Below are 21606 nucleotides of genomic sequence, written 5' to 3' on the forward strand. Positions count from 1 at the left end.
ACCGCCACAGCAACTGACCGTGAAACCTGCTGCTCAACCTGCCTGATGAACTTGACATTTAAGATAATCGCTTCTGCTAACCGCCAAGCCGTGCGCTGCTCTGCTAACCCTGCCCCTACGACTGATCACCGTTGCGATGGGATTCACGCGCTAGAGGTAGCTGCACGGTTACAACCGTTCCGGCTGCCGATGACTCGATGTTGAACGTGCCGTCATGGGCTTCTATGATGCGCTTGACGATCGCCAAACCGAGCCCAGTGCCAGACGGTTTGGTGGAACAAAAGGGTTCCGCAAGCCTTGGCAGAAGCTCTGGTGGAATGGGAGCGCCACCATTGTGAATATGAATGTAGACCTGCGCTGGGTGGCTTTCATGCGTTAGCTCGCAGGTCACTGTGTCACCGCTCGCGATCGCCTCACAGGCATTGCGGAACAGATTAATAAACACCTGTTTCAGCTTGTTCACATCTCCCAAAATCTCAACTTCAAGCGAGGCATTCTTGAGTTCAATCGAGCGATCGGTGGCTTCTGGCAATTCGCGCATTTGTCCAAGCAGTGCACGCAAAAACTCACCTAGATTAACTTTGGTAAGCTGCAAAACCTGGGGTTTGGCATAGAGCAAAATTTCATTCAACAACTGCTGTAGACGATCCGCTTCGTCTAAAGAGAGGGCCAGACGATCGCGCGCCGATGCCTCTAAAAGCTGTTTCTGGGCATACTTTAAGCCCATGATCATCGTTGTCAGTGGGTTGCGCACCTCATGCACAATCATGGCAGCAAATTCGCCGATCGCAGCCAATCGTTCACGTTCGACCAGTCTTGCCTGCGCCACTCGTAGCTCCTCGGTGCGGTTTGCCACTTCGAGCTCCAAGAGTTCGTTGAATTTTTGCTGCTGTTGATAAAGACGGTAATTATCAATAGCAGTGGCGGCACGTTCAGCAAACAGTTCGACCGTACGAATTTCAGCTTCTGTAAACTGACGCGCCTGCCGGAAAAAGGAGCAAATAGTGCCACTGACTTCCCCGTGAACGGTGCGCAACGGCACACCCATATAGCCAAGATAGGCATCAGGTGGCTTGTACAGTCTCATTTCTTGTCGAATATCTTCAATAATGAGCGATCGTCCAGTTTCGGTAATTTCACTAATCAACGTGCCATGCACGGAAAAGCCATTGTCTCCTGCACCCAGCCCCAAGCTGCTCGCCACCACTTGCCCTGTTTCACCCTGGCAGACTGTGACAATTGACCAATCAGACTGGATTAAGCGGCTCACACCACAGGCAATTTCGTAGAGATACTGACCGAGATCGCCCGATCGATAGCTCAACGTTGCTAAAAACTCCAGAACGCGACGATCATGTTCATAGGGGTGAAGATCCTGCGCATCCATAGTTTAGTCTTCGGGAGCAGCGGTTCGATAACAGAGCAACAACAGCGATCCTCTAAAGCCCTGAAACCAAGTTGTTTTAAGAGTCTACGGGGATAGCATTAGAACCGCCATGATTGGAATCAAGTTCGGAGAATTCTTTACGAAGTGTGACTTTTCGTTTCCTTCGGTTAATCTTTTCATCCCTATGAAGCTGTTTCAGTGACCGAGAGAGGGCTTCTGGTGTCAAGCCCAGATCATCCGCAATCGCTTTGAGAGAACGATCGAAATTGACAGTGATACCATCCGACTGCACATTTAATTGCAAATAATGCAGCACGCGCTTTTGAGCGGAACGAATACTTCGCAATTCCAACAAGATCTTGCTTTCGTGTAAACGCTGAGCCAATTGCTCCATAAAGATTACAGCCAACGCTGTCGATGCCTTCAACGCGGTTAGAAAAGGCTGTTTGGGCAAGACCAAAACGCGAGAGGGTGCGATCGCGATCGCGGTACAGACATACTGTTCGTAGAACAAGGCGACCTCTGCAAAGCTTTCACCGACTCTCACGCTATAGTGATTGATTTGTTGCCCATCTTCGGTGTAGTTAAGCAGCTGGATGGATCCCGATGCCAGAATAAAAATGGCTTCCGCTGGCTCGTGTTGAGCAACCAACGTCTGTCCAACCGCCAGATCTACGAACGAAATCATCGCTTGTAGTTCGGCTGGAAGCTGATTGAGTTGTGAAAGCTTCATAGACAGGCCATTCGACTCCTGCTCGAATAGCTGCCTGGAAGTAAGGCGTTGAGCGTGTCGGCAAAACGTTGCTTAGAAACACTACCAATCACTCGTTCCATCACTTGCCCATCTTTAAACAAGAGCAGCGTTGGCACCGCCCGAATGTCGTAACGCATCGCCAACTGTTCTGACGCTGCAATATTCAACCGGCCGATCTTAATTTGCCCTGCAAACTCGATCGCTAGAGTCTCAATGATGGGATTCATCTGATGGAAAGAACCACACCAACTTGCCCAACAATCAACCAATACAGGAACTTGAGCTTCCAATACTTCAGACTGAAAGTTAGCATCGGTTAGCAGAATGCACTGAGTGGTCACTAACATAACTTTTACCTTTTCATAGACGTGTGGGTTAGGGCATTTAATCATTCAGTGAGCGCTTCCAAAGCGAGCTTCAGCTGGCATCAATGGGAAATGCGCTTACCTTCCCATTGTGAGAAGCCTAGTCAGGAACAGGCTGGGAAATAGTTAAGAATCAACTGAGAAACGTGTGAATCAAACGGGCGCATTTCTAGAGCTGACGATCGTAAAACGCCAGATACCTATGCACAGCAGCCAGACGTATGGCTATGGGCTGAGTTCTCATGCAGACCTCGTTCATTTTTAACCTTCTTCTCATGCAGGTTCCATAGGAGCGCTATAAGCTTCATTCCAACAGATACGATTGGCGTCTCAAAGCAACAAAGAGTATCGATCCATTGCATAGATTAAGGAGATTCCCCATGAAAAGCTTTGCTTACGGTGTTGGTGTGTTGTCTAGCCTGCTGATTCTAGCGACGACAGTACCTGTTGGAGCGACAACACCGACTGCCACGGTTGCCCAGTCCAACTCATCGTCGATCGAGCAAATGTTTCGAGAGCAGAAGGTTTTGACTGATGAGATAAAGACGTTAATGACGCAAATGAAAGCGATGATGGCAGAAATGAAAGCACTCACGTCGCTGCCAGAGGGACAGGCTCCAACAATGGCTGATTTATATAAACAGCAACAGGTGATACTGGCGCAAGTTCAGACGCTGAGTCAGTCGCGCTTTGATACTCTCCAGCCTAGAAAAAATACAGCGACAGTGCAAGAGGTTCACCAGCAGCAGGTGGCGATGATGGCTGAGATGAAGAGCATGATGGCTGAAATGAAGGCCATGATCGAAGCTTATCGTGGTCGGGCTAGCATTTATAAGCGCTGAAATCGTTTGCAGCAGAGAGTTTTAATGGTCAGTTGCTGCTAGGCAAAAAACGAAACTACTCTGCTGCAGGCATTGTTGAATCTGGGGCATATTTGAGCATCTCTGTCTCTGCTGTAGCGGAGAGCATCGGCAGATGAACGCTCACCGTGGTACCTGAGGAAGAAGATGTAATCTCCAATTCCCCATTGTGAGCGATCACAATTCCCTTAGAAATTGCCAACCCTAATCCAGTGCCAGAGGGCTTTGTAGAGCAGAATGGCGTCGCTAGATGTGGCAATAATTCTAGCGGAATCGGATGACCACCGTTATGGATCTGGATACAAACGCGATCGGGTGTCATCCCATCTGTGATTACACAACTGATGCTCTCGTGAGGAGCGATCGCTTCAAAAGCATTCCGCAACAGATCTTAAAAAACTTGTCTTAGCTTATCGCTATCTGCCATCACTTCAATGTCTGGGGAACCTTTGACATAGTTAATACGGCGTTCAGCGGCTTCGGGTAAGTCCTGAATCTGCATGATCAGATCATTGATAAATCCACTAATATCGAGTCTGATTAATTTTAATACTTGAGGCTTCGCATAGCAGAGAATCTCAGACAAGAGGTGATTGAGGCGATATGATTCGCTCAAGGCCAAGTCTAGACGCTGTTGGTCGGCGTCAGAATGCAACACTTTTTGAGCGTATCTTAAGCCCATCTGGATGGTTGTAAGTGGGTTGCGTACTTCATGGACAATCATGGCTGTAAATTCGCCAATGGCTGCCAACCGTTCGCGCTCAATCAGCTTTTCTTCGGACAGTTTTAGATCAATGGAGCAGGCAGCAACTTCTTGAGACAGTCTTTCGTTGAATTGTAACTGCTGTTGATAAAGCCAGAAATTCTCGATCGCGGTAGCCGCTCTTTCAGCAAATAATTCGACGATTTTGACTTCCGATTCGGTGAAGGGACGAGGCTCCCGCAGGAAAGAACAAATGGTACCAATGACCGCTCCGCTAGTGGTTCTTAAAGGGACTCCCAACCGGAGCGGTAACTCAGTGCCGTTGAGCATTCTAACGTTGGGTGACTGTGTGCATCGGGCATCGGGTCTACGGCACTCATAGGGGGATAGAACTGACCACGCATCATCAGTGATTTCAATTTGACTTGGATCAACGGCTCTCATAGCTCATCTTCATGACTGGCTTGTACAACTGCCGCCAAAAGCGTCTCTAAGCTTCGATCGTCGCTGTATTTCAAGCCATTGATGAAAAACGTTGGCGTTTTGATGACATTGCTTTGAAGCCCACTGGCAATATCTGCTTGTACCTTTGCCACATGACAGTCGGTTGACAATTTTTTCTCGCCACGCTTGGTTTCCTCGGTTTGTGTGGTTTGAGCCGCTTTCTAGAATGCTCTTCACTTTAATGCTCTTCACTTTATAGAGGATTGCTCTGTTCGTTACTATGCCAAACGATGATTCCTTTACCCGACTATAGTTGAGTCATTTTCCTACCCATTTGGGTGGGTTTAATCTGTTCGTTGCCAACCTGGTCACTGGTAGAGTCTTGGCATGGCAAAGACTCTATTCAATTTTGCGCTCTCTCTCAAGGCTTTCGAATAGACTTAATTCAAATCATCCCAATCAGCAGCAAGCCTTATGCCCCATGAAGCTGTTGTCAAAACAATTAACCTCATCATTGCCCCCGTGGTTATGCTCACTGCCTGCGGCATTATGCTGAATGGGCTCATGGTGCGTTATAGCTGGTTAAGCGATCGGGTGCGTTCAGTACATCAAGAACGGCTTAACCTGTTGGACTTGGATTGGAATCAGCATAAGTCAAAGGGCGAGCGGCTTGATCACCTCAATCATTTGCTCCCTGATTTATTACGTCATCACCATCAGGTGCATGATGTTTTGGTTTTAATTTATCTCTCCATTCTAGTTTTCATGCTAGATATGTTGGTCATCGCACTCGCCGTCTCTTACGATGTGAGATGGCTCCATCAGCTTGTCGTCATTGTTTTCTTGGTTGGCATTAGTATTTTGCTGGCAGGCATGGTGCTAATTGCTCACGAGCTTCGGACTTCCCATCATTCCATTCAGTTAGAAGTGGATCAAAATTGTCAGTTATGCAAAAAGCCGCGTCGAATGAGAAAATAGCTTTTGCAACGGAAGAACAGGCACCAAATCGTATCCATCAAAGGGAAATCACAGCTTGATAATATCTTGCTGAAGGGCATTGACAACGGCATGGGTACGATCAGTAAAACCGGGCGATCGCTTTGAGTGTAAGGTGGCACAACCAAGCCGCAAACCAGAGGCTTCAGGCAACCAGCCAACAGGCACATTAGCCAACGCGAAGGCAAAGCAAGCGGCCTCTGTAAAGCCGCTAAAGCAGCCCAAACAGCCTGAGGCGATTGCGGTCGCGATTGATCCAGAACGTAATGTGAACTGGCAACAGGTGTTTGCGTCAGCCTCCAGTCCTGTTACCAGCGCTAAGATGTCGCGATCGCCCCAGTCAAGCGCCCCAGCCACTAAAGCTTCCCCCACGCAGGCCCGCACTAATCTATCAACTGAGGCTGCCAAGGATCTCCACCAATTGGCAGAGTAGAGATGCTGGCAAGGGAAAAAATGCCTCACTGAGGAAACGCGTTGCTTAAAAAAAATCTGTGTAACCTCTTGCGTTGCCTCAAGAGCTATGCAATAGTCTTGATTAGAAATTCAACTGTATTCCTATTGACTCGCTGTAGTTTCTGAATTCCTGGAGACGCGTTCCCAGGGTTTAGATGTTTACTGCGAATTTTTGGCCGCTTAATTCACAAGCATTGTCTAATCTTATGAGCAACAACCGTCCTCAATCTACTTTGACAGCTAAGCTACAAGTAGCTACTACTAGAGTTTCTAGCCTGGTTGACCGTATTACCCAACCGCTGCACCAAGCATCCACGCAAGGTCGCGTGCTGTTAGTCGCTGCTGGGTTAAGCATGAGTGTTGTTGTACCGGCTTACGCGATCGGCACGGCGTTGCAAGAGCGTCCAGCTAATCCCAAGCACGGTGCAGGTGTTTCCAATCAAGCACAGCTCGTAAGCCAAAAGCAAACCGTCGAATTAACGCTGGTTTCCTACGCTGTCACCAAGGAAGCCTTCTCTAAAATCATCCCCCTCTTCCAGGAAACGTGGAAGCGCGAGAAAGGGCAGGAGGTGAAATTTAATGAGAGCTACGGCGGGTCTGGTACTCAAACCCGTGCTGTCATTGATGGTTTGGAAGCAGATGTGACCGTACTGGCCTTAGGGCTGGATACGGGCAGGTTGCAGAAGGCAGGCTTGGTCAACGCTGGGTGGGAGAAAGAGCTGCCAAATGAGTCTGTCGTAACTCGCTCTGTCGTTGCTCTTGTCACCCGTGCTGGCAATCCCAAAGGCATTAAAGGCTGGGAGGATTTGTTGAAACCCGGTGTGAGTGTCATCAACGCAAACCCCAAAACTTCTGGTGTGGCTCGCTGGAACTTCTTAGGGCTGTGGTCATCGGTGATTCAAACCGGTGGCGACGAAAGCAAGGCAAAAAATTATGTCACTCAGGTCTACAAAAATACGCCTGTCCTGGCGAAAGATGCACGGGAAGCTTCAGACTTCTTCTATAAGAAAGGTCAGGGCGATGTGCTGCTGAACTATGAGAATGAAGTGGTGCTGGCAGCGCAGAAAGGCGAAACAGGCTTTTTCACCGTCATTCCTCAGGTGAATATTTCGATCGACAGCCCGGTTGCAGTGGTGGATAAATATGTAGACAAGCACGGCACCCGCGAAATTTCTGAGGCTTTTGCTAAGTTTCTGTTTACGCCAGAAGCCCAGCGAGAGTTTGCCAAAGTTGGCTTTCGCCCTGTGGATAATACGGTAAAGCGCGAATTTGCTCGTAAGTTCTCACCTGTAAAAAGTCTGTATACAGTGAAGAACTACGGCGGCTGGGATACTGTCCAGGCAAAGTTCTTTGGTGATGGAGCGGTGTTTGATCAGATTTATGTTGCCAACCGCTAATTCCCACTGCTAGAAGCTCTGCGACTGTCTTCAAGCCTGGTAGTTGGTTGCCAACTGATAGCGGAGTGAATACAAAACTATGCACTCCGCTATCCCCTCTACAGACCTGCAATCCAACGGTAATAGGCTACTAGGTGTTTGCGATCGCCTCCCATTAAGTGACTCTCCTCTCTTCCTAGCACGTTTACCTCCTGTAACCTTGACTTCTCAACGTCCCGATTCCATGTCTCAAAAACCCTCAGAAGCATCTTCAGTCAGCGAAGCTACGTTGACTGAAGATGCTTTGCGGCGTTCTCGCGTTGCGTCTGAGGACTCGTTCCTCGACTCAGATGACTCACTGTCCCCCCTCTTTCCTCAAACTAAGCGGAAAGGGGGGCTGTCAAAGTGGGTTTGGTTCGGTGTGGCGGTATCCGTGGGGCTACATGGGCTGTTATTACTGCTTCCCACAGGCGATGAGCCCATGCCTGTACCGCCTAAAGATCCGGAAAAACAGGTACGCATCACCCAACTTCCCAAGTTGATCAAGGCTGCACCAAGCGTTAAAAAAGTGACAAAGCTGTTGGTCAAGCCCGTGGTGCGATCGACCACAGTCCCGCCAATACCACAGCCCAAGACGCCACTCAGGCGGGCAGCGGCTGGCAGTCCGGATGCAGGTGGATCAAGCGCCTGGGATGACTTTCCCATCTATCCAGGTGCCCAGCCTGGTTGCTTTAATTTGTCGTCCTGTCAGCAAACGGCTGATGGCGTCAAGTCGGTTGCCGACTATTATGCAAAGGCCTTGCCTGCAAAGAAATATACAGTCAAGCCGACGGTGCAACTGACCGATCGCGAGGTGTTTCAAATCTCGCGCAACCGTCAGATGCAGTTTTTGAGCATCATTCAAACAGAAAAAGGCAGTGTATATGTGCTGTCGGATGCGCCGCGATCGCTAGAAGATTTGAAAAAAGCGGTGGAAGTGCCGCCCGAAGTCTCCGAGATTCTGAGCAATCTAGAAGCGCAAAATGCTGACCCATCCAACTTTGAGCAGCCAAAGTTTTTCTACACTGAAGCAACTGGCAAGGGCATCAGCGCTGGCGCACTGGTAACTAAACCAGGCATTCGCAACATTAGTTTGATTGCGGGTTACTCGTTTGACACGATGATGGATGAGTTTTTTCGCAACAACCTCCAGCAAAATGACTTTGAAGTTTCCGATCCCTTACCCGATTTCGGTGGTGGGAAGGTCTATGAAGTGACACGGGCGAGAGACAAGCTGAAACTCTATCTCAATCTGGTGCCTACAAAAGATAAGGCCGGTGCGCTCATCGTGACCTGGAAAGACCCACCGAAGTAAGGCAAGTTCTGAACCTTAGTTTTCTATTGCCTTAACGCACGACCTTTCCCATTCTTTCTTCCTTCTCTGATCCATGTCTAATCTGCTGAGTCTGCTTGCCAAAGGAGGGCCCGTAATGATCCCAATGTTGGGATTATCGGTAGCCACGATCGCCACAGGCGTTGAACGAGCCATTTTCTGGGCTTAACTTATTGCGGAAAGAAGATCAGATCGCCCATGACGTGCTAACAGCTGCTCAGTACGATTTGGACGAAGCTGCAGCGATCTCGTCTCGCTGGCGGTTGAACAATAACGGCGGCAAAAACTGAATTTCAGGTGCAGTATTCGACGAATCACTCAGTCAATATGATTCGCGAACACTACCTCCTGATCAAAACTGGATGATTTAACCTGGGCTCAACGCTAACTGGCCATGCCCGCAAGCGCCGTACTGGGTGCAACCGATCGTCCCCAAGCAGTCTGGGGCACTGATGTTGCATGCGGCGACTTTGCCGTTTTAGGTAACTTTAACGAATAGACCATAAAGGCTACAGCCAGATAAGCAAAGAAAAAGTATTCCACTACGGTCGCAGTAAGAGTCAAGAAGTCTTGCAGAGTCTCCATGTTGCGTTACCTCAAGCTTTACTCTTACTGTTCCATCAATCGATCACGTTGTCTGTTGCAGGCAACACCTGAGCCGCGATCGTTGCCAATGACTGTCAAACCAAAGGTCTGGCTGCACTGTCAAACGGGTGGTGCATGAATCCAGATTAAGTGGCTTGGTTATAGACGCTTGTCATCGTTTACTACAGCAAGGCGTTCGACCAGAATCAGCCGTCAGCCGTGATTTGCGCAATCAGCTCGGCCAGTGTTACTTCTGCTTGATCGTTGTCAACCTGGCAGGTGCCAGCGTTGGCATGCCCACCACCGCCATACTTCAGCATCAACTCACCAATATTCGTTGCGGATGAGCGATTGAAAATTGACTTGCCTGTAGCAAAAACGGTATTTTGCTGCTGTCGTCCCCACATTAGATGAATAGAGATATTGCACTGTGGAAAGAGTGCATACACCATAAAGCGATTGCCAGCATAGATGACCGCTTCATTTTTCAGATCAAGGACAATCAGGTTCTGATGGACGGTTGCACAGGCTTGAATTTGCGCCTTGAACCGTGACTCCTGCTCAAAGTACAGGTCAACGCGTTCTTGTACGTCAGGTAGCGCAAGAATGGTGTTGATCGACTGAGTTTTGCAGCAGTCAATTAACTGCATCATCAAGTTATAGTTTGAGACTCGGAACTCTTTGAAGCGTCCCAACCCTGTCCGGGCATCCATCAAGAAATTGAGCAACGTCCAACCTGTAGGGTTGAGCACTTCTACCGCAGAAAATTGAGCTGAGTCGGCTTTGTCAACGGCAGTCATCATCTCAAGAGAGAGGTTAGGAAAACGCTCCTGACCGCCAAAGTATTCATAAACGACCCTAGCGGCTGAGGGTGCCTCTGGATTAATAATGTAATTCTCTTTTAGCCCTTGATTTCTAATCGTTTCACTAGAGTGATGATCGAAGACTAAATAGGCGCTTTCGATGTAAGGAAGATTGGTTGTAATGTCATTTGCCGTAATCTCAACCTTACCATCCTGCATATCTTTGGGATGGACAAATTTGATGTCATCAATCATGTCCAGTTCTTTTAGTAGAACGGCGCAGACGAGCCCATCAAAATCACTTCTAGTCACCAATCGATACTTTGTCCTGGCTGCTATCATGTGTATCCCCCGTTTTCAGCGCTAGTCTGCCTTTAAGGTTCCCAGAACGGATCGGGTTTACACATGCCGAAAAAGCGGTTAGGCGGCTGTTGGTTGAGCCACCTTGTAGGAACATCGCAATGTCGTGTCCTGACGCTAGAAATCTCCTTATTTAATCTGTGTTCCTAAGGTTCTCTGATTTGCTGACGCAATTGCTCAAGGTCTCTTTCGGTTTCGGCATCTGGAGCTGTTTGGCTGGGAGGCAATTGGGCAGATTGTGAGTCGCCAGTAATCTGGTTTTTCATGGCAGCCAGTTCAGCTTCAACGTCATCGGCCTCGCCGAGGGCAGCAATGCGCTTCTCAAGATCGTCTGTCCCCAATTCCGCGACGGCTTCAGATTGCGCTTCTAGCTGCAAGACTTTTTCTTCCATGCGCTCGAAGGCTGCGATCGCGCCACCTGTTCCTACCCGTCCCATCATGTCGTTGATCTGCTGGGAGGCTTTTGCCGATCGTGCCCTCGCAATATATAGATCTTTCTTGGTTTTGGCTTCGGAGATTTTGCTCTCCAGCTTCATCATGTTCTGCTTCAGCTGTGTCACGATCGTGGACTGTTGTGCAATCTGCGATCGCATAGCTTCTGCCGTGTCCTGGTAAGATTTGCGCCGTGTCAATGCCTCTCGTGCCAGGGTTTCGTCTCCTTTCTGGAGCGCCAGTTGGGCACGACGATACCATTCGTCGGCAGTGGTTTGTGCTTGAGAGCATTGACGCTCGGTACGCTTTTGAGTGGCAATGGCCTGGGCGACCGCTTGCCGCAGTTGGATCAGATCCTCCTGCATATCCAGCACAGCTTGTTCCAGGATTTTCTCCGGGTCTTCGGCGCTGCTCACCAAGCTATTCAGATTGGCGCGAATCACCCGCATGATTCGGTCGAAAAGTCCCATGCTGATCTCCGGATGCGACAGGTTTAAGTTTTGAACTGTGAATTTCGAGCACCTAGGCTGTATGACCTCACTCAGAACTCAGAACCGTAAACTCACAACTTCTCTCAATCCTACCGTACCTTTTCTGTTCGTACCCCTCACCGTTTGTAGACTTCAGCAGAAGAAAGCCCTTGATTGTGTAGTCCCTGAATGTTTGCTTTTACTTCAGTTTCGCTACGGGCGGCACCTAACTGCACGATCGTTCTGCCATCAGGCAATGTGCGAACAAACGCATCTGGTACTACTTTTCTGGCATTCTCTAGAGTCTGGTCATTTTCAAACGGAACTCCCACTTTGTATAGGTAGGAATCAGCGCCTCCAGAACTCCGTCCACTAACGTTTGGCGCGGGTGCCATCGGTACAGGTCGTGCAGGTATTTTGACCGGAGCCGGACGAATGAGTGCTGCTTGGGGTGGAGCGATCGTACGCGCAGCATAGGGACGACTGGAACCTGATGTTGCCGCTGGCATTGGGGTTTGTGTGGATGCGGCAGGTGACTGGCTACTGGATTGAGAACCTTCTGCTTTCGCTGTCGTGGTGGCTGACTGATTGTTAAGTGTCGCAGCCGTTTTCGAACCTGGAACCGACGAAGTTTTGGGTGGAATGCCAGGACCTACATTCAAAGTGCCTAAGTTGCTTAAATTCAGCTCTGGCAGCTCACGCTTAGCAAGATCGGGTTGTGGCGGTGGTAATGCTTGTCCTGGAGTTTGCCCTGGAGGCGCATCATTAGAGTGGCCATTTTGCTTCACCGCCAGCCAACCTAAGCTCGACGGGTTCATAATGACATACCCAAACATTGCGCTAGAGAGTAGCAGCAGCAGCATAGAACCGAGCCCCAGCGGCGTAAGCAGGCTCTGCATGAAATTCCGCTCTGCCCGCACTTCGGCTTTTTCGTCGGCAAGGCTGCGTAGTAGCTCCTCGGAGGATTCTAGATAATCGTCCAAGTTTGGATTGGCTGCATGGGCAAGGGCATGAGCGTCGTCTCCTGCTAGGGGAGGTTGCTGCCTGCTGTCGTCCTGGGTCAGCGATTTCGCCGGCGTTCTGAGGGCGATCGCGGCTTCAAATGGTTGCGCGTTGGCGGTAAAGGCAGGAATGGGCTTATAGGCATCGGGCGCGCTCGCTGGTTCAGCAATACCCGTCAGACGTTCGTCCAATGCAGGTGTTAACTGTGCGGCAACAGCAGCATTATCTTGACCACTGGTCGTTCGCTCACTGGTTGCTCGAACATTGGTGGCAGCGACAGCAATCAGATCAAGCTGATGAGACGCCTGCTTCCGATTGGCTGGAGGTGCAGCTCGCCCAGCGGTCGTCCGCTGCCGCCTGTAGCGTGCCAATTCATCCTCTAGCTGAACATCTAAATTTGCCAGAGCAAGGCTGAGCACTGGATGCAGTGCGATCGCTGAAGTTGGTTGGTTAGATGGTTCTACTTTAGAATTTTGACGCATTACGCAGTTCCTACCAGGACGCTTAATAAGGTTAGTGTTTGAAGCGAATCATCACCCGATCGATGGGCTGATTTGTATCAATAGTCTACAAGATTGACCTTTTGTCATAGTCTAGAGGGACTGTAACATTTTAGACTGAGCTGACCCAATAGGTTTTCAACTGACCCTGACGATATGGTAGACCCACTTGATAGAGATGCTGCCGTCTAGTATTACTGATCGCCAGCCATTTGAGTAAAGACGTTGAGCTAACGTTATACACTTTTTTACGCGCTCTCGCACCCCTTTCATGGTTTCGTTGCCGCTATGTCCTTTAAGTCTATCGATCACGTTTTAGGTCAATTGGGCGATCGCTATCGTGCGTACGATCAGCAGCGCTCTCAACGACTTGTGCGAGCTTGGGTTGAAGCGGTTGGACCGGTGGTAGCAGTACAAACACGACCGCTTGCCATTCATAACGATGTGTTGCGAGTAGCCACTTCAAGTTCTGCCTGGGCACAGAATTTAGTCTTCGAACGCCAACGCATCTTGGTGAAGCTCAACGCAAGCCTCTCGCTGTCTCTTGTCGATATTCGGTTCTCTAGCGCTCAATGGCAGGAACAGCCTCGATCGGCACTCAATGCGTCACTACAGGCACAACTTTGGCAGCAACATCCTAGTCGCATGACAGAGGTCGTGCGGGCGGTTGGCACACAGCGGCCGGAGACGCTGACCGACCCGTTGCAAGCCTTTCAGCATTGGGGCAACCTCATGCGATCACGCACCCAAAACATGCCCTTTTGCCCTCGCTGCCAATGCCCAACACCACTGGGTGAGTTGAAACGTTGGTCGCTATGCTCTCTTTGCGCTGCGAAACAATGGTAGGAGTAGCGACTCATTGGCGTCGCAATCATTGCAGGCTTCACTTTGCTGCAGACTGTGACAACAAGACTCAGTCAGTAGGCTGATTAAAAGTTACCTTTTTATCTCAGAATCTGCGCGATATCACCCTTGCATTGGCTACAGGCGCTTGGAGTCGGCGGTAAGTTCCTCAGATATACGGTTTTTGCTGAACTGTGTTGAGGGCTATTTTGTTTGTGACAGCAGTATTCTCTGTTCAAAAATAGAATTTGTTTGACTTGATCCCTCCAACTTTTATGCCAAAACAAGACCTTTCATAACGATTTTGCAGCGATCCCACTATCAAAAATGTTGCTCTTGATTTCGTGAAAGTGAAGACAATCTAAAAGGCTTTTTGCCACAAGAACGGCTTAGACAGCGGCAGCGGCATGCTCCTGACGTTTTGCTGACTGAATCTGAGGAAACGGCTGACTTCAGAATGAAGTTAATAACACCGATCACGCTTTCAAAGATTCTTTAATAATATGGAAACCTCGCATTCTCAGACGTCTGCTTGTCGGCGCTGTCGGTATTATGAGCCAGAAGGACGACGAGGAGGGCATTGCAACCAGCTGAATGTGAATGTTCAGGGTGCCTGGTCTGCTTGTACACTGGCGATCCCGCTGTTCTCCCCAGCATGGGAGAATTTTGAAGACATTATGTTGTGGCAGCAAAAAACACTTGCTGCCATAGAGGAATCTGCATTTGTAGAGCCGTTAGAACCCGCTTTGTGCTTTGATGGAACGTCGGAAGGTTCACACATCTCATACACCGAGGGCGATCGTTTGTCTTCGAAACAGAGCTTCAGCAATACTGCTTCTACTCGCATGGTACAGCCACGTTCAACCGAGTCAAAGCAGACAATGGGCATCAAAGCACTGTGGATGTAATGTCTTCGATCGTTAATTCATGCCTCTAAGCATCACTAACGATCGCTTTTCTGACTAGAATCACCGTGCAGTCACAATTACGGGTGATCTTCTCAGGGATATTTCCTTGAATGGCTTGCTGGAGCAGTCCTTCTCGACTGGCACCGACCACAATCACATCGCACTGATCTTTCTGAGCCATATCAATGACGGCATCAGAAACCGAATTCGCGCAGACGGGCAACGTGATGACGCTGGTTTGGAGGCGTTGCTTCAGAAAATTGGCATCTTCTTCTAACAGGATCTGGCTTTGGGTCTCGTCAGAGGGGTGAAAGACTTGACACAACCGAATCTCAGGGTTCTGGCTGAGAGTGACCAGGGCAGGCAAGAGTTTGAGCGCATGCTGCGAATTGGGACCGCCTGCGATCGGCAGTAGCCAACGGTTCCAGTTAACGGCAGGTTGGGTGTGATCGTTGGCTGCTGCTGGATCGGATGCCGCTAGCAGTGGTGTACCAGCGGTTTCACCGAGCTTCACCAGCACAACATCGCAGCTTGCCTGCCGAATAATGGTATCGACGACATCACCAAAAATGCGGCCCGGTGTGGAGGTGCTGCCTTTCCAGCCCATGAGCAGCAGGTCAATGTGGCGCTCAGTAATGGTTTCTAAGATGGCCTGATCAATACTTTGTGACGCTCGAATCTGCGTGTGTACCGGGATGTGTTTAGCATTGCCTTGCCTCACAGCTTGTTTTAACAGACGACGGCTCAAGGTTGTGCTAACGTCTGTTTCCGCTGGCGACGTATGCCGGGGTACTGGGATCACCTGCAAGCATTCGACTTCGTAATGGCGCTCTTGGGCAATCGCAAACGCTAGCTGGAGCATCCTGTTAGCTGTTTGGGGGTTACTGAGTGGTAAGAGTAGTCGACCGCGACCGATGGCAGGGGCTTGCGTCTGATAGACAACGTAGGACGGTGCGGCTCTTTGTCCTGGACGATCGACCCCGCCACGTAACTGATCAGACTCGACCTGCAAAATGTCGCTACGGGTGATAATGCCAACAAGCTTGCGATGGTCTGTCACCGGCAGACGAGACAGCTTGTAACGAGACAGCAGATAGAGGACATGACTCAGCGTATCGGGTGGACTGACAGTGATTGGCTGGGGTGTCATGATGTCTTTCAGTACAGCCGTGCCTGGCAGCTGTCGCTGGGCCACTTTGTCCAGATCGGTGAGCGTCACGATACCTACCAGGCGACTGTCGTCTACGACTGGAAAGCCACGATGATGCGATCGCGAAAAGGCCTGTATCACCTCATCTAATGTCATTTGGCTGCTCAGCGTTTCGACTTTCTGCTGCATCACATCCGCGGCGGTGAGTCTTGCCCAAAGACCGTCCTGTACGACGGCCGGTTCAATATTAATCCCCTTCAGCTCCAGCAGGTGCGTGTAGATGGAGCCTGGAAACAGACGCTCTGCAACAAGGTAGGCCGTCACTGCGCTAATCATCAGCGGCAGTACCAGATTAAAGTTGGTGGTGATTTCAAAAACAATGACGATCGCCGTAATCGGCACTCTGGCAGACGCTCCCAGGAAGGCTCCCATTCCTGCTAAGGCATAAAGCACAGGTTCACCGCCTAGCAGCGCTCGATCAGCCAAGCCTACTAGATTCCCTAACGATGCCCCTAAAATCATACTAGGGACAAATAATCCCCCTGGCACTTCTACGCTGCAGGCAACCAGCGTTAAGCCAAACTGCACCAGGAACGCAAAGATTGCCATACGCCAGTCTGCCTGACCACTGGTGAGAAAAACCTCCAGGGTATAGCTATCGCGAAAGGGCACCGGGAGAAAGGCGATCACTGTACCAGAAACAAGCCCTGCTAAGCCGATTCGCCACATGGGGCTCATCCGCAGCGTCCGACGGCTCCAACGAATGCTGTAAAGAATGCCGTGATTAAACACCGTGGACAGTACGCCTGTCAGCACACCCAAAACCAAAAAAAAAGGAATTTCTGCTGGCGAAAAATTGGTGTGATAGCTCAACGGGTTCACACCCAAATGCAGGTTAGGTCCTGCTAAAATGCGGGATGTCACACCACCAATGAAGGAGGCCAGGATGGCTGTACCCAGCGTCAGATTAGAGAAGTCTTGAAGTAGCTCCTCAAGCACGAACATGACGCCTGCGATCGGTGCATCGAAACTGGCAGCTAACCCTGCTGCCGCGCCTGCCGCAATCAACTGACGTCGATGCTCTGGTGAAGACGGTAGCCAGCGACTTAGCTGTGCTGCTAGGGCGGCTCCAATCTGAATGGTCGGCCCTTCCCGCCCCAGCGCGAACCCAGAACCGAGGGCAAGGGTCGTGCTGACCAGCTTGACCACTGCCACACGTAAATTGAGCGGAATGGGCACGTAGGCCAACGCTGCTTTGACTTGAGGTACACCGCTCCCTAAAGCCTCTGGTGCAACACGCTCAACCAGCAACCCCACTAAAAGCCCACCACCCAGGCCGAGAGTAGGTATCAACAGCCAGATGGGCAAAATGAGCGCTTCTTTGAGCCGCCAACTGCCCAACCAATGGATACTTTCCTTCAGTAGTACCGCTGCCAGTGCAGCGACAAGACCAATCAGAATCGCCTCAAGGATGGCTAACCGTTTGGGGGTAAGCAACTGGGCGATCGCTTTGAAGGTAGCTGAAAACCGCATTAGACAGTGCTCATAATGATCGCTGAGATTGCCTCTGCTCCACGCTTGGCAGCCGCATCGCTAGGTGAGCCCATTGTTGTGCCACTGTAACTAACGGCGTCGTTAGTAAGCGCCGTTATCTTTTGGGAAGAGAATTACACCAATGGTTCGAGAGACAATCCACAAGTCCATGAGAAAGCCGCGAAAATTGACGTAATAGATATCAATTTGGACTCGCCTGGGATACGGAATGTCATTCCGCCCAGAGACTTGCCACAACCCAGTAATACCGGGACGAATGCTGAAAACCCGATCGGCATAATTGCCGTAGCGTTCTAGCTCTTCAGTGACGACTGGACGCGGCCCCACAACGCTCATATCGCCTTTCAGCACATTTAAGAATTGAGGAAACTCGTCTAAGCTGGTGATTCGCAGGAAGCGACCAATACGCGTGATGCGTGGATCACGTCGCAGCTTAAAATTGCTTTTAAATTCCTGACGCAGACCGGGTGAGGTCTCCATCATTTCCATCAGTACCTCATCCGCATTTCGCACCATCGTTCTGAATTTTATGCAGCCAAAGGGTTTGTAATTCCTACCGACGCGCTCTTGAACGTAAAAAATGGGACCACGAGAACTAAGCGCAATCAAAACAATCAGCAGCAGGTAAACCGGGGCAAAAACAATCAGAACCGTCAGGGAAAATGCAACATCAAACAGCCGTTTGGCAAACGCTCCGTTTAAAGCATGCTCAAAAAGCGGTGCGAAACCACGCTTTAAGAATGCACGAATTGTCTTGCCAGAGATTAATTGGCTTTCGGCAGTCATTTTACTCCTTCACACATCCACACCACACAGTCATTATCATAAAGCCACTAACCGGATCTACATAGTTTTTGGTGCCAATTCAGGTGAAAAACCAAGATGATCACGCCAGTATACGGTTGTCTTCAGGGTGAAATGTGCTGCTGAAATTCCCCATAACAGCGCTCCAGGAAGGCTTGATAGCGATCTTGAAAGATGCTGGGACTGAAGGATAGTGCGTGCGATCGCACGATGTCTGGATTTAGTGCTGACTGATACTGTTCAAACGCCTTCACAGCATCGACGATCGCGGCTTCAGTCTGTTCATAAAACAGTAATCCCGTGCCCATCTCACCATATTGTTTGACATCGCGCACCGTCTCTAAAGTTCCCCCCAAGCCATAGGCAATGACGGGTGTACCACAGGCCTGCGCCTCTACTGGAGCAATGCCAAAATCTTCAAAGGCAGCATAAACAAACGCTTTTGCCTGCGCCATGTATTGCTCAACAACGGTATCGGGTTGCCAGCCCAAGATCTGCACATTCGGTTGCGCCAGTTGCTGGATTTGTTTGAGTTCGGGGCCGCCACCAATGACTACCAGCGGTTTTCCTAACTGGTTGAAGGCTTTGACAATCAACGCGATTTTTTTGTAGCTAACCAGACGCGAAACGGTGACATAAAAGTCCTGCTTTTGCGCCTGAAAGTGGAATCGATCGGTCGCTACAGGGGGATAAATGACTTCTGCCGGACGACGATAGCAACGCCAGATCCGCCGTGCCGTATGGTGTGAATTTGCAATGAAATAATCGACTCGATTGGCTGATAGCACGTCCCATTGCCGCAGACGGTGCAGCAGGTAGCGCGTGAGCCAGCCCGGTACGCCTTGACCGGCCGTACTGTTTTGCAAGTAGTCGAAGGTCATATCCCACGCATAGCGCATGGGTGCGTGACAGTAACACACGTGCAGTTGGTTCGGTCCTGTGAGCACGCCCTTGGCGACGGCATGGGAGGACGAGAGGATCACGTCATAACCGCGGAGGTCAAGCTGTTCGATCGCCAGCGGGAGGAACGGCAAATATTTTTGTACACCACTGCGAGCTAACGGGAAGTGCTGTAAAAATGTGGTGCCGATCGTGCGCTTAAACAGATAGCTCTCAGGGTTCGTCGATTCAAAATCAATCAGCGCATAGACATCTGCGTCTATGTGCTTGAGAATTTCCTGCACGACCAGCTCGGAACCGCCTGTCGCTTTGGGCGTTAACCATTCATGCACTAGCGCATACTTCAATGCCACAGCAGCGTTTACTATCCCTTAGACCGTTTGCTCTGGTGCAACTATAAACCACCAGAGAAACCACTGGAGCGATCGGCATCCTCCCTAAAAGTCCTGTTCTATAAAAAAAGACCAGCGCAAAGGCTGGTCGGACAAAAGAATACGTTGCTCTCTCGAAATGGAAGAAACCAATCTGTGCGTTCCCAAACGTACAGCGGACTACTACTTTTTAGTATTCCCTTGGCTCGGTCTTATTGTAGCAAGATACACATACTCTTTTTCATAAAAATTTACGCTTTTTGGTTTTAAATCATCCTGATGGCAGACGTCCCTCGCTGCAAAGCTCCCTTGGCCTTCTGCTTTTGGCGTTCTGCCTTCAACGTCCAGTCTTTACCTACACACCGCTTACCTCTCACTCTTCACCCCTTGCTGCCGCACAATCCCCTCACCCCGTTGCGGCTGCGCCCAAAGCGTGCGCTCGTGTTTATAAACGGTCATCCCTGGTTTCGCGCCCTTTGGCTTGTAAACATGCTTCGGCTCTGTGTAGACAACGGAGACTTGCTCGCTCTGCCGTGCTCGACTGTAGTAGGCCGCCAGGTTCGCAGCAAAATGCAGGTCAGCCGTATCCGGCGCTGTTCCCGGCGTTAAGCGTAGCAGGACGTGGCTACCGGGAATTTCTTGAGTGTGGAACCAGAGATCATAGTCTCCTGCTGTTCGAAACGTGAGTTGATCGTTTTGGCGATTGTTCCGTCCCACGAGTACTTCAAGACCGCTTGGCGTGATGTAGTGATGGGGATGGCTTTGTGAGTCTTTCTGGGTCAAATTAGCGTTGCGATACTCTGGGTCGTTCAAATAGTGCTGTTGAATCAGCTCGTCACGAATTTCATCCAGGGTATTCAGGTCTTCAGCCGTCTGATACGTCTCCAGTTCTGCGATCGCCGCTTCGACTTGTTCCAGGTAGTTAATTTCGGCTTTAACTTCTGCCAATAGGGGTTCGATCGCATTGCGAGCACGCTTCAGTTTTTGCTGCTGCTTGTAAAATGCCTGCGCATTTTGCACTGCATTTCTTTCGGGATTGAGCGGGATTGTGATCGGCTCCTCGGTCGTGAAGTCAGGCAGCGTGATAGCAGACATCCCTAGCTGCCAATGCTGCAAATTTGCCATGAGCAGATCGGCTTGCTCGCGGTAGCGATCGGCGACATCAGATTGCTGGAGGCGCGTTTGAAAGACGCTTGCCTTGAGACGCAACTTTTCGAGACTGGTATGCAGCTTTTGGGTCAGTTGGTGACGCAGTTGAACAAATTCCTGCTGATCAATTTGGCTGGTGTAGTAGCGATCAACGACTGTTTGTATGCGATCGACGGCTTGCGTCATGCCCCAACCGAGCACGGTGTAACCCTCGGCTGTCCATCCCGGCTGAAAGGTTTCATGCTCCAGCGCTTGCAGCCACTCTTGCCAGCGCTCAAACAAACGCTGCCAATCGTCTGTACTGAGACTCTCAGTGGATTGGTCGGGGGTGAGTCCTGCGGCGTGAATCAACGAGAGGGTCAGCGCAGAACTGAGCCCCCGATAGTTTTTTTGCAAATTGCGTCGCAGTGCGCCAGGCACCAGGCTGACTCGCTCCTGCCAGCGATCGAGCGCTTCCGTTAACTTGGGTGTTGGATCAGTCAACGGTGGCGGTAAGGTATACACTTCCCCTGTCTGGATGGGACGCACGCTGGATTGCTGAGCACTCACCTGGTGTGCCGCTGTGACGATCACGTTGTCTTGATTGGCAAGCACCACGTTGCTGTACTTGCCCATGATTTCTACATAAAGATGCCAGAGCGCAGGCTCTCCAGGACGTTGGGTAAATTGAAGATCAAGAACGCGCTCCCACGGCGAGATCGGGACAATTGCATCCAATGCCAAACTTCCTAGTTGGTGTTTGAGCTGTTGGCTAAAGGTAAAAGTATCGGGAGTACGGGGTGGCGCCTCGCTAACGCAGAGACGCGCTGCTTGCGGATGCCAGGAAAGCAGCAGCCAACCACGCTGGTTGAGGGTACGTAAGCCTAAGTAAACGGTATAACGATCGCGCTGGTAGACCTGCTCTAGACGGGCGGGCAACCATTCGGCTCGTAGTTCTGCGCCGATCGCGGTGAGGGTGGTAAAGTCAACAGGTTGCAAAGGAGATGAAGAGTGAGGGGTGACGAAGACCTGGCTGCACCGGATGCTCGTACCAGTCTTTTTTTTGGCTGTTCGACCTGGTTCCAC

Annotated in this window: 20 protein-coding genes and 1 pseudogene; 7 read left to right on the plus strand and 14 right to left on the minus strand. The window is 50.3% G+C overall.

The annotated features are described in order from the left end of the window. Nucleotides 1-115: 115 nt before the first annotated feature. From C7B82_RS27335 to C7B82_RS27345, 3 genes are all read right to left on the minus strand, one after another. A complete protein-coding gene (locus C7B82_RS27335) occupies nucleotides 116-1387 on the minus strand; it encodes a GAF domain-containing sensor histidine kinase (RefSeq protein WP_106260048.1) in 1272 nt (423 codons plus the stop codon). Between the two features lie 76 nt (nucleotides 1388-1463). Then, nucleotides 1464-2120: a Crp/Fnr family transcriptional regulator gene (locus tag C7B82_RS27340; RefSeq protein WP_106260049.1), complete on the minus strand. Its 657-nt coding sequence runs from the start codon at nucleotides 2118-2120 to the stop codon at nucleotides 1464-1466. Further along, a complete protein-coding gene (locus C7B82_RS27345; RefSeq protein ID WP_106260051.1) occupies nucleotides 2117-2488 on the minus strand; it encodes a thioredoxin family protein in 372 nt (123 codons plus the stop codon). The genes C7B82_RS27340 and C7B82_RS27345 overlap by 4 nt, the downstream gene beginning before the upstream one ends. 398 nt (nucleotides 2489-2886) lie before the next feature. On the opposite strand from C7B82_RS27345, the gene C7B82_RS27350 reads away from it, so the two are divergent. Beyond that, complete coding sequence (locus C7B82_RS27350) at nucleotides 2887-3348, plus strand: hypothetical protein (protein WP_106260052.1); 462 nt, start codon at nucleotides 2887-2889, stop codon at nucleotides 3346-3348. A 55-nt stretch (nucleotides 3349-3403) separates the two neighbouring features. On the opposite strand, the gene C7B82_RS34010 is transcribed toward C7B82_RS27350, so the two are convergent. From C7B82_RS34010 to C7B82_RS31690, 3 genes and pseudogenes are all read right to left on the minus strand, one after another. Beyond that, nucleotides 3404-3751 carry an ATP-binding protein gene (locus C7B82_RS34010; RefSeq protein WP_245940121.1) on the minus strand — a complete coding sequence of 116 codons (348 nt, stop codon included), beginning with the start codon at nucleotides 3749-3751 and terminating at the stop codon, nucleotides 3404-3406. Nucleotides 3752-3757: 6 nt separating this feature from the next. Further along, on the minus strand, nucleotides 3758-4513 hold the full coding sequence (locus C7B82_RS27355) for a GAF domain-containing protein (protein ID WP_245940122.1): 756 nt from the start codon (nucleotides 4511-4513) through the stop codon (nucleotides 3758-3760). Then, nucleotides 4510-4704: pseudogene (locus tag C7B82_RS31690) on the minus strand (DsbA family protein); the annotation flags it as partial. The gene C7B82_RS27355 and the pseudogene C7B82_RS31690, both read right to left, overlap by 4 nt. A 283-nt stretch (nucleotides 4705-4987) precedes the next feature. On the opposite strand from C7B82_RS31690, the gene C7B82_RS27360 reads away from it, so the two are divergent. The 4 genes from C7B82_RS27360 to C7B82_RS27375 all read left to right on the plus strand — a co-directional run bounded on the left by C7B82_RS27360 (nucleotide 4988) and on the right by C7B82_RS27375 (nucleotide 8692). After that, nucleotides 4988-5491: a DUF2721 domain-containing protein gene (locus C7B82_RS27360; RefSeq protein WP_106260054.1), complete on the plus strand. Its 504-nt coding sequence runs from the start codon at nucleotides 4988-4990 to the stop codon at nucleotides 5489-5491. 133 nt (nucleotides 5492-5624) lie between these two features. Continuing rightward, nucleotides 5625-5942, plus strand: a complete 318-nt coding sequence (locus C7B82_RS31695) for a hypothetical protein (protein ID WP_146141286.1) — start codon at nucleotides 5625-5627, stop codon at nucleotides 5940-5942. Between the two features lie 226 nt (nucleotides 5943-6168). Beyond that, a complete protein-coding gene (locus C7B82_RS27370; protein WP_245940123.1) occupies nucleotides 6169-7359 on the plus strand; it encodes a sulfate ABC transporter substrate-binding protein in 1191 nt (396 codons plus the stop codon). A gap of 223 nt (nucleotides 7360-7582) precedes the next feature. Continuing rightward, the gene (locus tag C7B82_RS27375) at nucleotides 7583-8692 is read left to right on the plus strand and encodes a hypothetical protein (RefSeq protein WP_106260058.1); all 1110 of its coding nucleotides are present in this window, start codon (nucleotides 7583-7585) and stop codon (nucleotides 8690-8692) included. A 402-nt stretch (nucleotides 8693-9094) separates the two neighbouring features. Here C7B82_RS27375 and C7B82_RS27385 read toward each other — a convergent pair whose 3' ends face one another. From C7B82_RS27385 to C7B82_RS27400, 4 genes are all read right to left on the minus strand, one after another. Then, nucleotides 9095-9295, minus strand: coding sequence for a hypothetical protein (locus tag C7B82_RS27385; protein WP_106260060.1), 201 nt, complete (start codon nucleotides 9293-9295; stop codon nucleotides 9095-9097). Between the two features lie 206 nt (nucleotides 9296-9501). Further along, the gene (locus tag C7B82_RS27390) at nucleotides 9502-10353 is read right to left on the minus strand and encodes an exopolyphosphatase (RefSeq protein ID WP_281259054.1); all 852 of its coding nucleotides are present in this window, start codon (nucleotides 10351-10353) and stop codon (nucleotides 9502-9504) included. A gap of 251 nt (nucleotides 10354-10604) precedes the next feature. Further along, on the minus strand, nucleotides 10605-11360 hold the full coding sequence (locus C7B82_RS27395; RefSeq protein WP_106260064.1) for a PspA/IM30 family protein: 756 nt from the start codon (nucleotides 11358-11360) through the stop codon (nucleotides 10605-10607). Between the two features lie 137 nt (nucleotides 11361-11497). Beyond that, nucleotides 11498-12844 carry a hypothetical protein gene (locus C7B82_RS27400; RefSeq protein ID WP_106260066.1) on the minus strand — a complete coding sequence of 449 codons (1347 nt, stop codon included), beginning with the start codon at nucleotides 12842-12844 and terminating at the stop codon, nucleotides 11498-11500. Between the two features lie 306 nt (nucleotides 12845-13150). Between C7B82_RS27400 and C7B82_RS27405 the strand changes: the two genes are divergently transcribed. Both C7B82_RS27405 and C7B82_RS32755 read left to right on the plus strand, forming a co-directional pair. Next, complete coding sequence (locus C7B82_RS27405) at nucleotides 13151-13708, plus strand: DciA family protein (RefSeq protein WP_106260067.1); 558 nt, start codon at nucleotides 13151-13153, stop codon at nucleotides 13706-13708. Between the two features lie 500 nt (nucleotides 13709-14208). Then, nucleotides 14209-14613: a hypothetical protein gene (locus C7B82_RS32755; RefSeq protein ID WP_181357722.1), complete on the plus strand. Its 405-nt coding sequence runs from the start codon at nucleotides 14209-14211 to the stop codon at nucleotides 14611-14613. 25 nt (nucleotides 14614-14638) lie between these two features. Here the strand turns inward: C7B82_RS32755 and C7B82_RS27415 are convergent, their stop codons facing one another. From C7B82_RS27415 to C7B82_RS27430, 4 genes are all read right to left on the minus strand, one after another. Next, complete coding sequence (locus C7B82_RS27415; protein WP_106260069.1) at nucleotides 14639-17296, minus strand: chloride channel protein; 2658 nt, start codon at nucleotides 17294-17296, stop codon at nucleotides 14639-14641. Nucleotides 17297-17398: 102 nt separating this feature from the next. After that, complete coding sequence (locus tag C7B82_RS27420; protein ID WP_106260070.1) at nucleotides 17399-18103, minus strand: undecaprenyl-phosphate galactose phosphotransferase family protein; 705 nt, start codon at nucleotides 18101-18103, stop codon at nucleotides 17399-17401. A 122-nt stretch (nucleotides 18104-18225) separates the two neighbouring features. Beyond that, on the minus strand, nucleotides 18226-19374 hold the full coding sequence (locus tag C7B82_RS27425) for a glycosyltransferase (protein ID WP_106260072.1): 1149 nt from the start codon (nucleotides 19372-19374) through the stop codon (nucleotides 18226-18228). Nucleotides 19375-19758: 384 nt separating this feature from the next. Further along, nucleotides 19759-21519: an Rqc2 family fibronectin-binding protein gene (locus tag C7B82_RS27430; RefSeq protein ID WP_106260128.1), complete on the minus strand. Its 1761-nt coding sequence runs from the start codon at nucleotides 21517-21519 to the stop codon at nucleotides 19759-19761. Nucleotides 21520-21606 lie beyond the last annotated feature (87 nt).

The sequence above is a fragment of the Stenomitos frigidus ULC18 genome, assembly GCF_003003795.1.
GTDB classification, from domain to species: domain Bacteria; phylum Cyanobacteriota; class Cyanobacteriia; order Leptolyngbyales; family Leptolyngbyaceae; genus Stenomitos; species Stenomitos frigidus_A.

Bases quoted from the DNA above. Each gene is read 5' to 3' on its own strand.
- C7B82_RS27335 (WP_106260048.1), bottom strand. From the start codon at position 1,387: ATGGATGCGCAGGATCTTCACCCCTATGAACATGATCGTCGCGTTCTG.
- C7B82_RS27340 (WP_106260049.1), bottom strand. From the start codon at position 2,120: ATGAAGCTTTCACAACTCAATCAGCTTCCAGCCGAACTACAAGCGATG.
- C7B82_RS27345 (WP_106260051.1), bottom strand. From the start codon at position 2,488: ATGTTAGTGACCACTCAGTGCATTCTGCTAACCGATGCTAACTTTCAG.
- C7B82_RS27350 (WP_106260052.1), top strand. From the start codon at position 2,887: ATGAAAAGCTTTGCTTACGGTGTTGGTGTGTTGTCTAGCCTGCTGATT.
- C7B82_RS27355 (WP_245940122.1), bottom strand. From the start codon at position 4,513: ATGAGAGCCGTTGATCCAAGTCAAATTGAAATCACTGATGATGCGTGG.
- C7B82_RS27360 (WP_106260054.1), top strand. From the start codon at position 4,988: ATGCCCCATGAAGCTGTTGTCAAAACAATTAACCTCATCATTGCCCCC.
- C7B82_RS27370 (WP_245940123.1), top strand. From the start codon at position 6,169: ATGAGCAACAACCGTCCTCAATCTACTTTGACAGCTAAGCTACAAGTA.
- C7B82_RS27375 (WP_106260058.1), top strand. From the start codon at position 7,583: ATGTCTCAAAAACCCTCAGAAGCATCTTCAGTCAGCGAAGCTACGTTG.
- C7B82_RS27385 (WP_106260060.1), bottom strand. From the start codon at position 9,295: ATGGAGACTCTGCAAGACTTCTTGACTCTTACTGCGACCGTAGTGGAA.
- C7B82_RS27390 (WP_281259054.1), bottom strand. From the start codon at position 10,353: ATGATTGATGACATCAAATTTGTCCATCCCAAAGATATGCAGGATGGT.
- C7B82_RS27395 (WP_106260064.1), bottom strand. From the start codon at position 11,360: ATGGGACTTTTCGACCGAATCATGCGGGTGATTCGCGCCAATCTGAAT.
- C7B82_RS27400 (WP_106260066.1), bottom strand. From the start codon at position 12,844: ATGCGTCAAAATTCTAAAGTAGAACCATCTAACCAACCAACTTCAGCG.
- C7B82_RS27405 (WP_106260067.1), top strand. From the start codon at position 13,151: ATGTCCTTTAAGTCTATCGATCACGTTTTAGGTCAATTGGGCGATCGC.
- C7B82_RS32755 (WP_181357722.1), top strand. From the start codon at position 14,209: ATGGAAACCTCGCATTCTCAGACGTCTGCTTGTCGGCGCTGTCGGTAT.
- C7B82_RS27415 (WP_106260069.1), bottom strand. From the start codon at position 17,296: ATGCGGTTTTCAGCTACCTTCAAAGCGATCGCCCAGTTGCTTACCCCC.
- C7B82_RS27420 (WP_106260070.1), bottom strand. From the start codon at position 18,103: ATGACTGCCGAAAGCCAATTAATCTCTGGCAAGACAATTCGTGCATTC.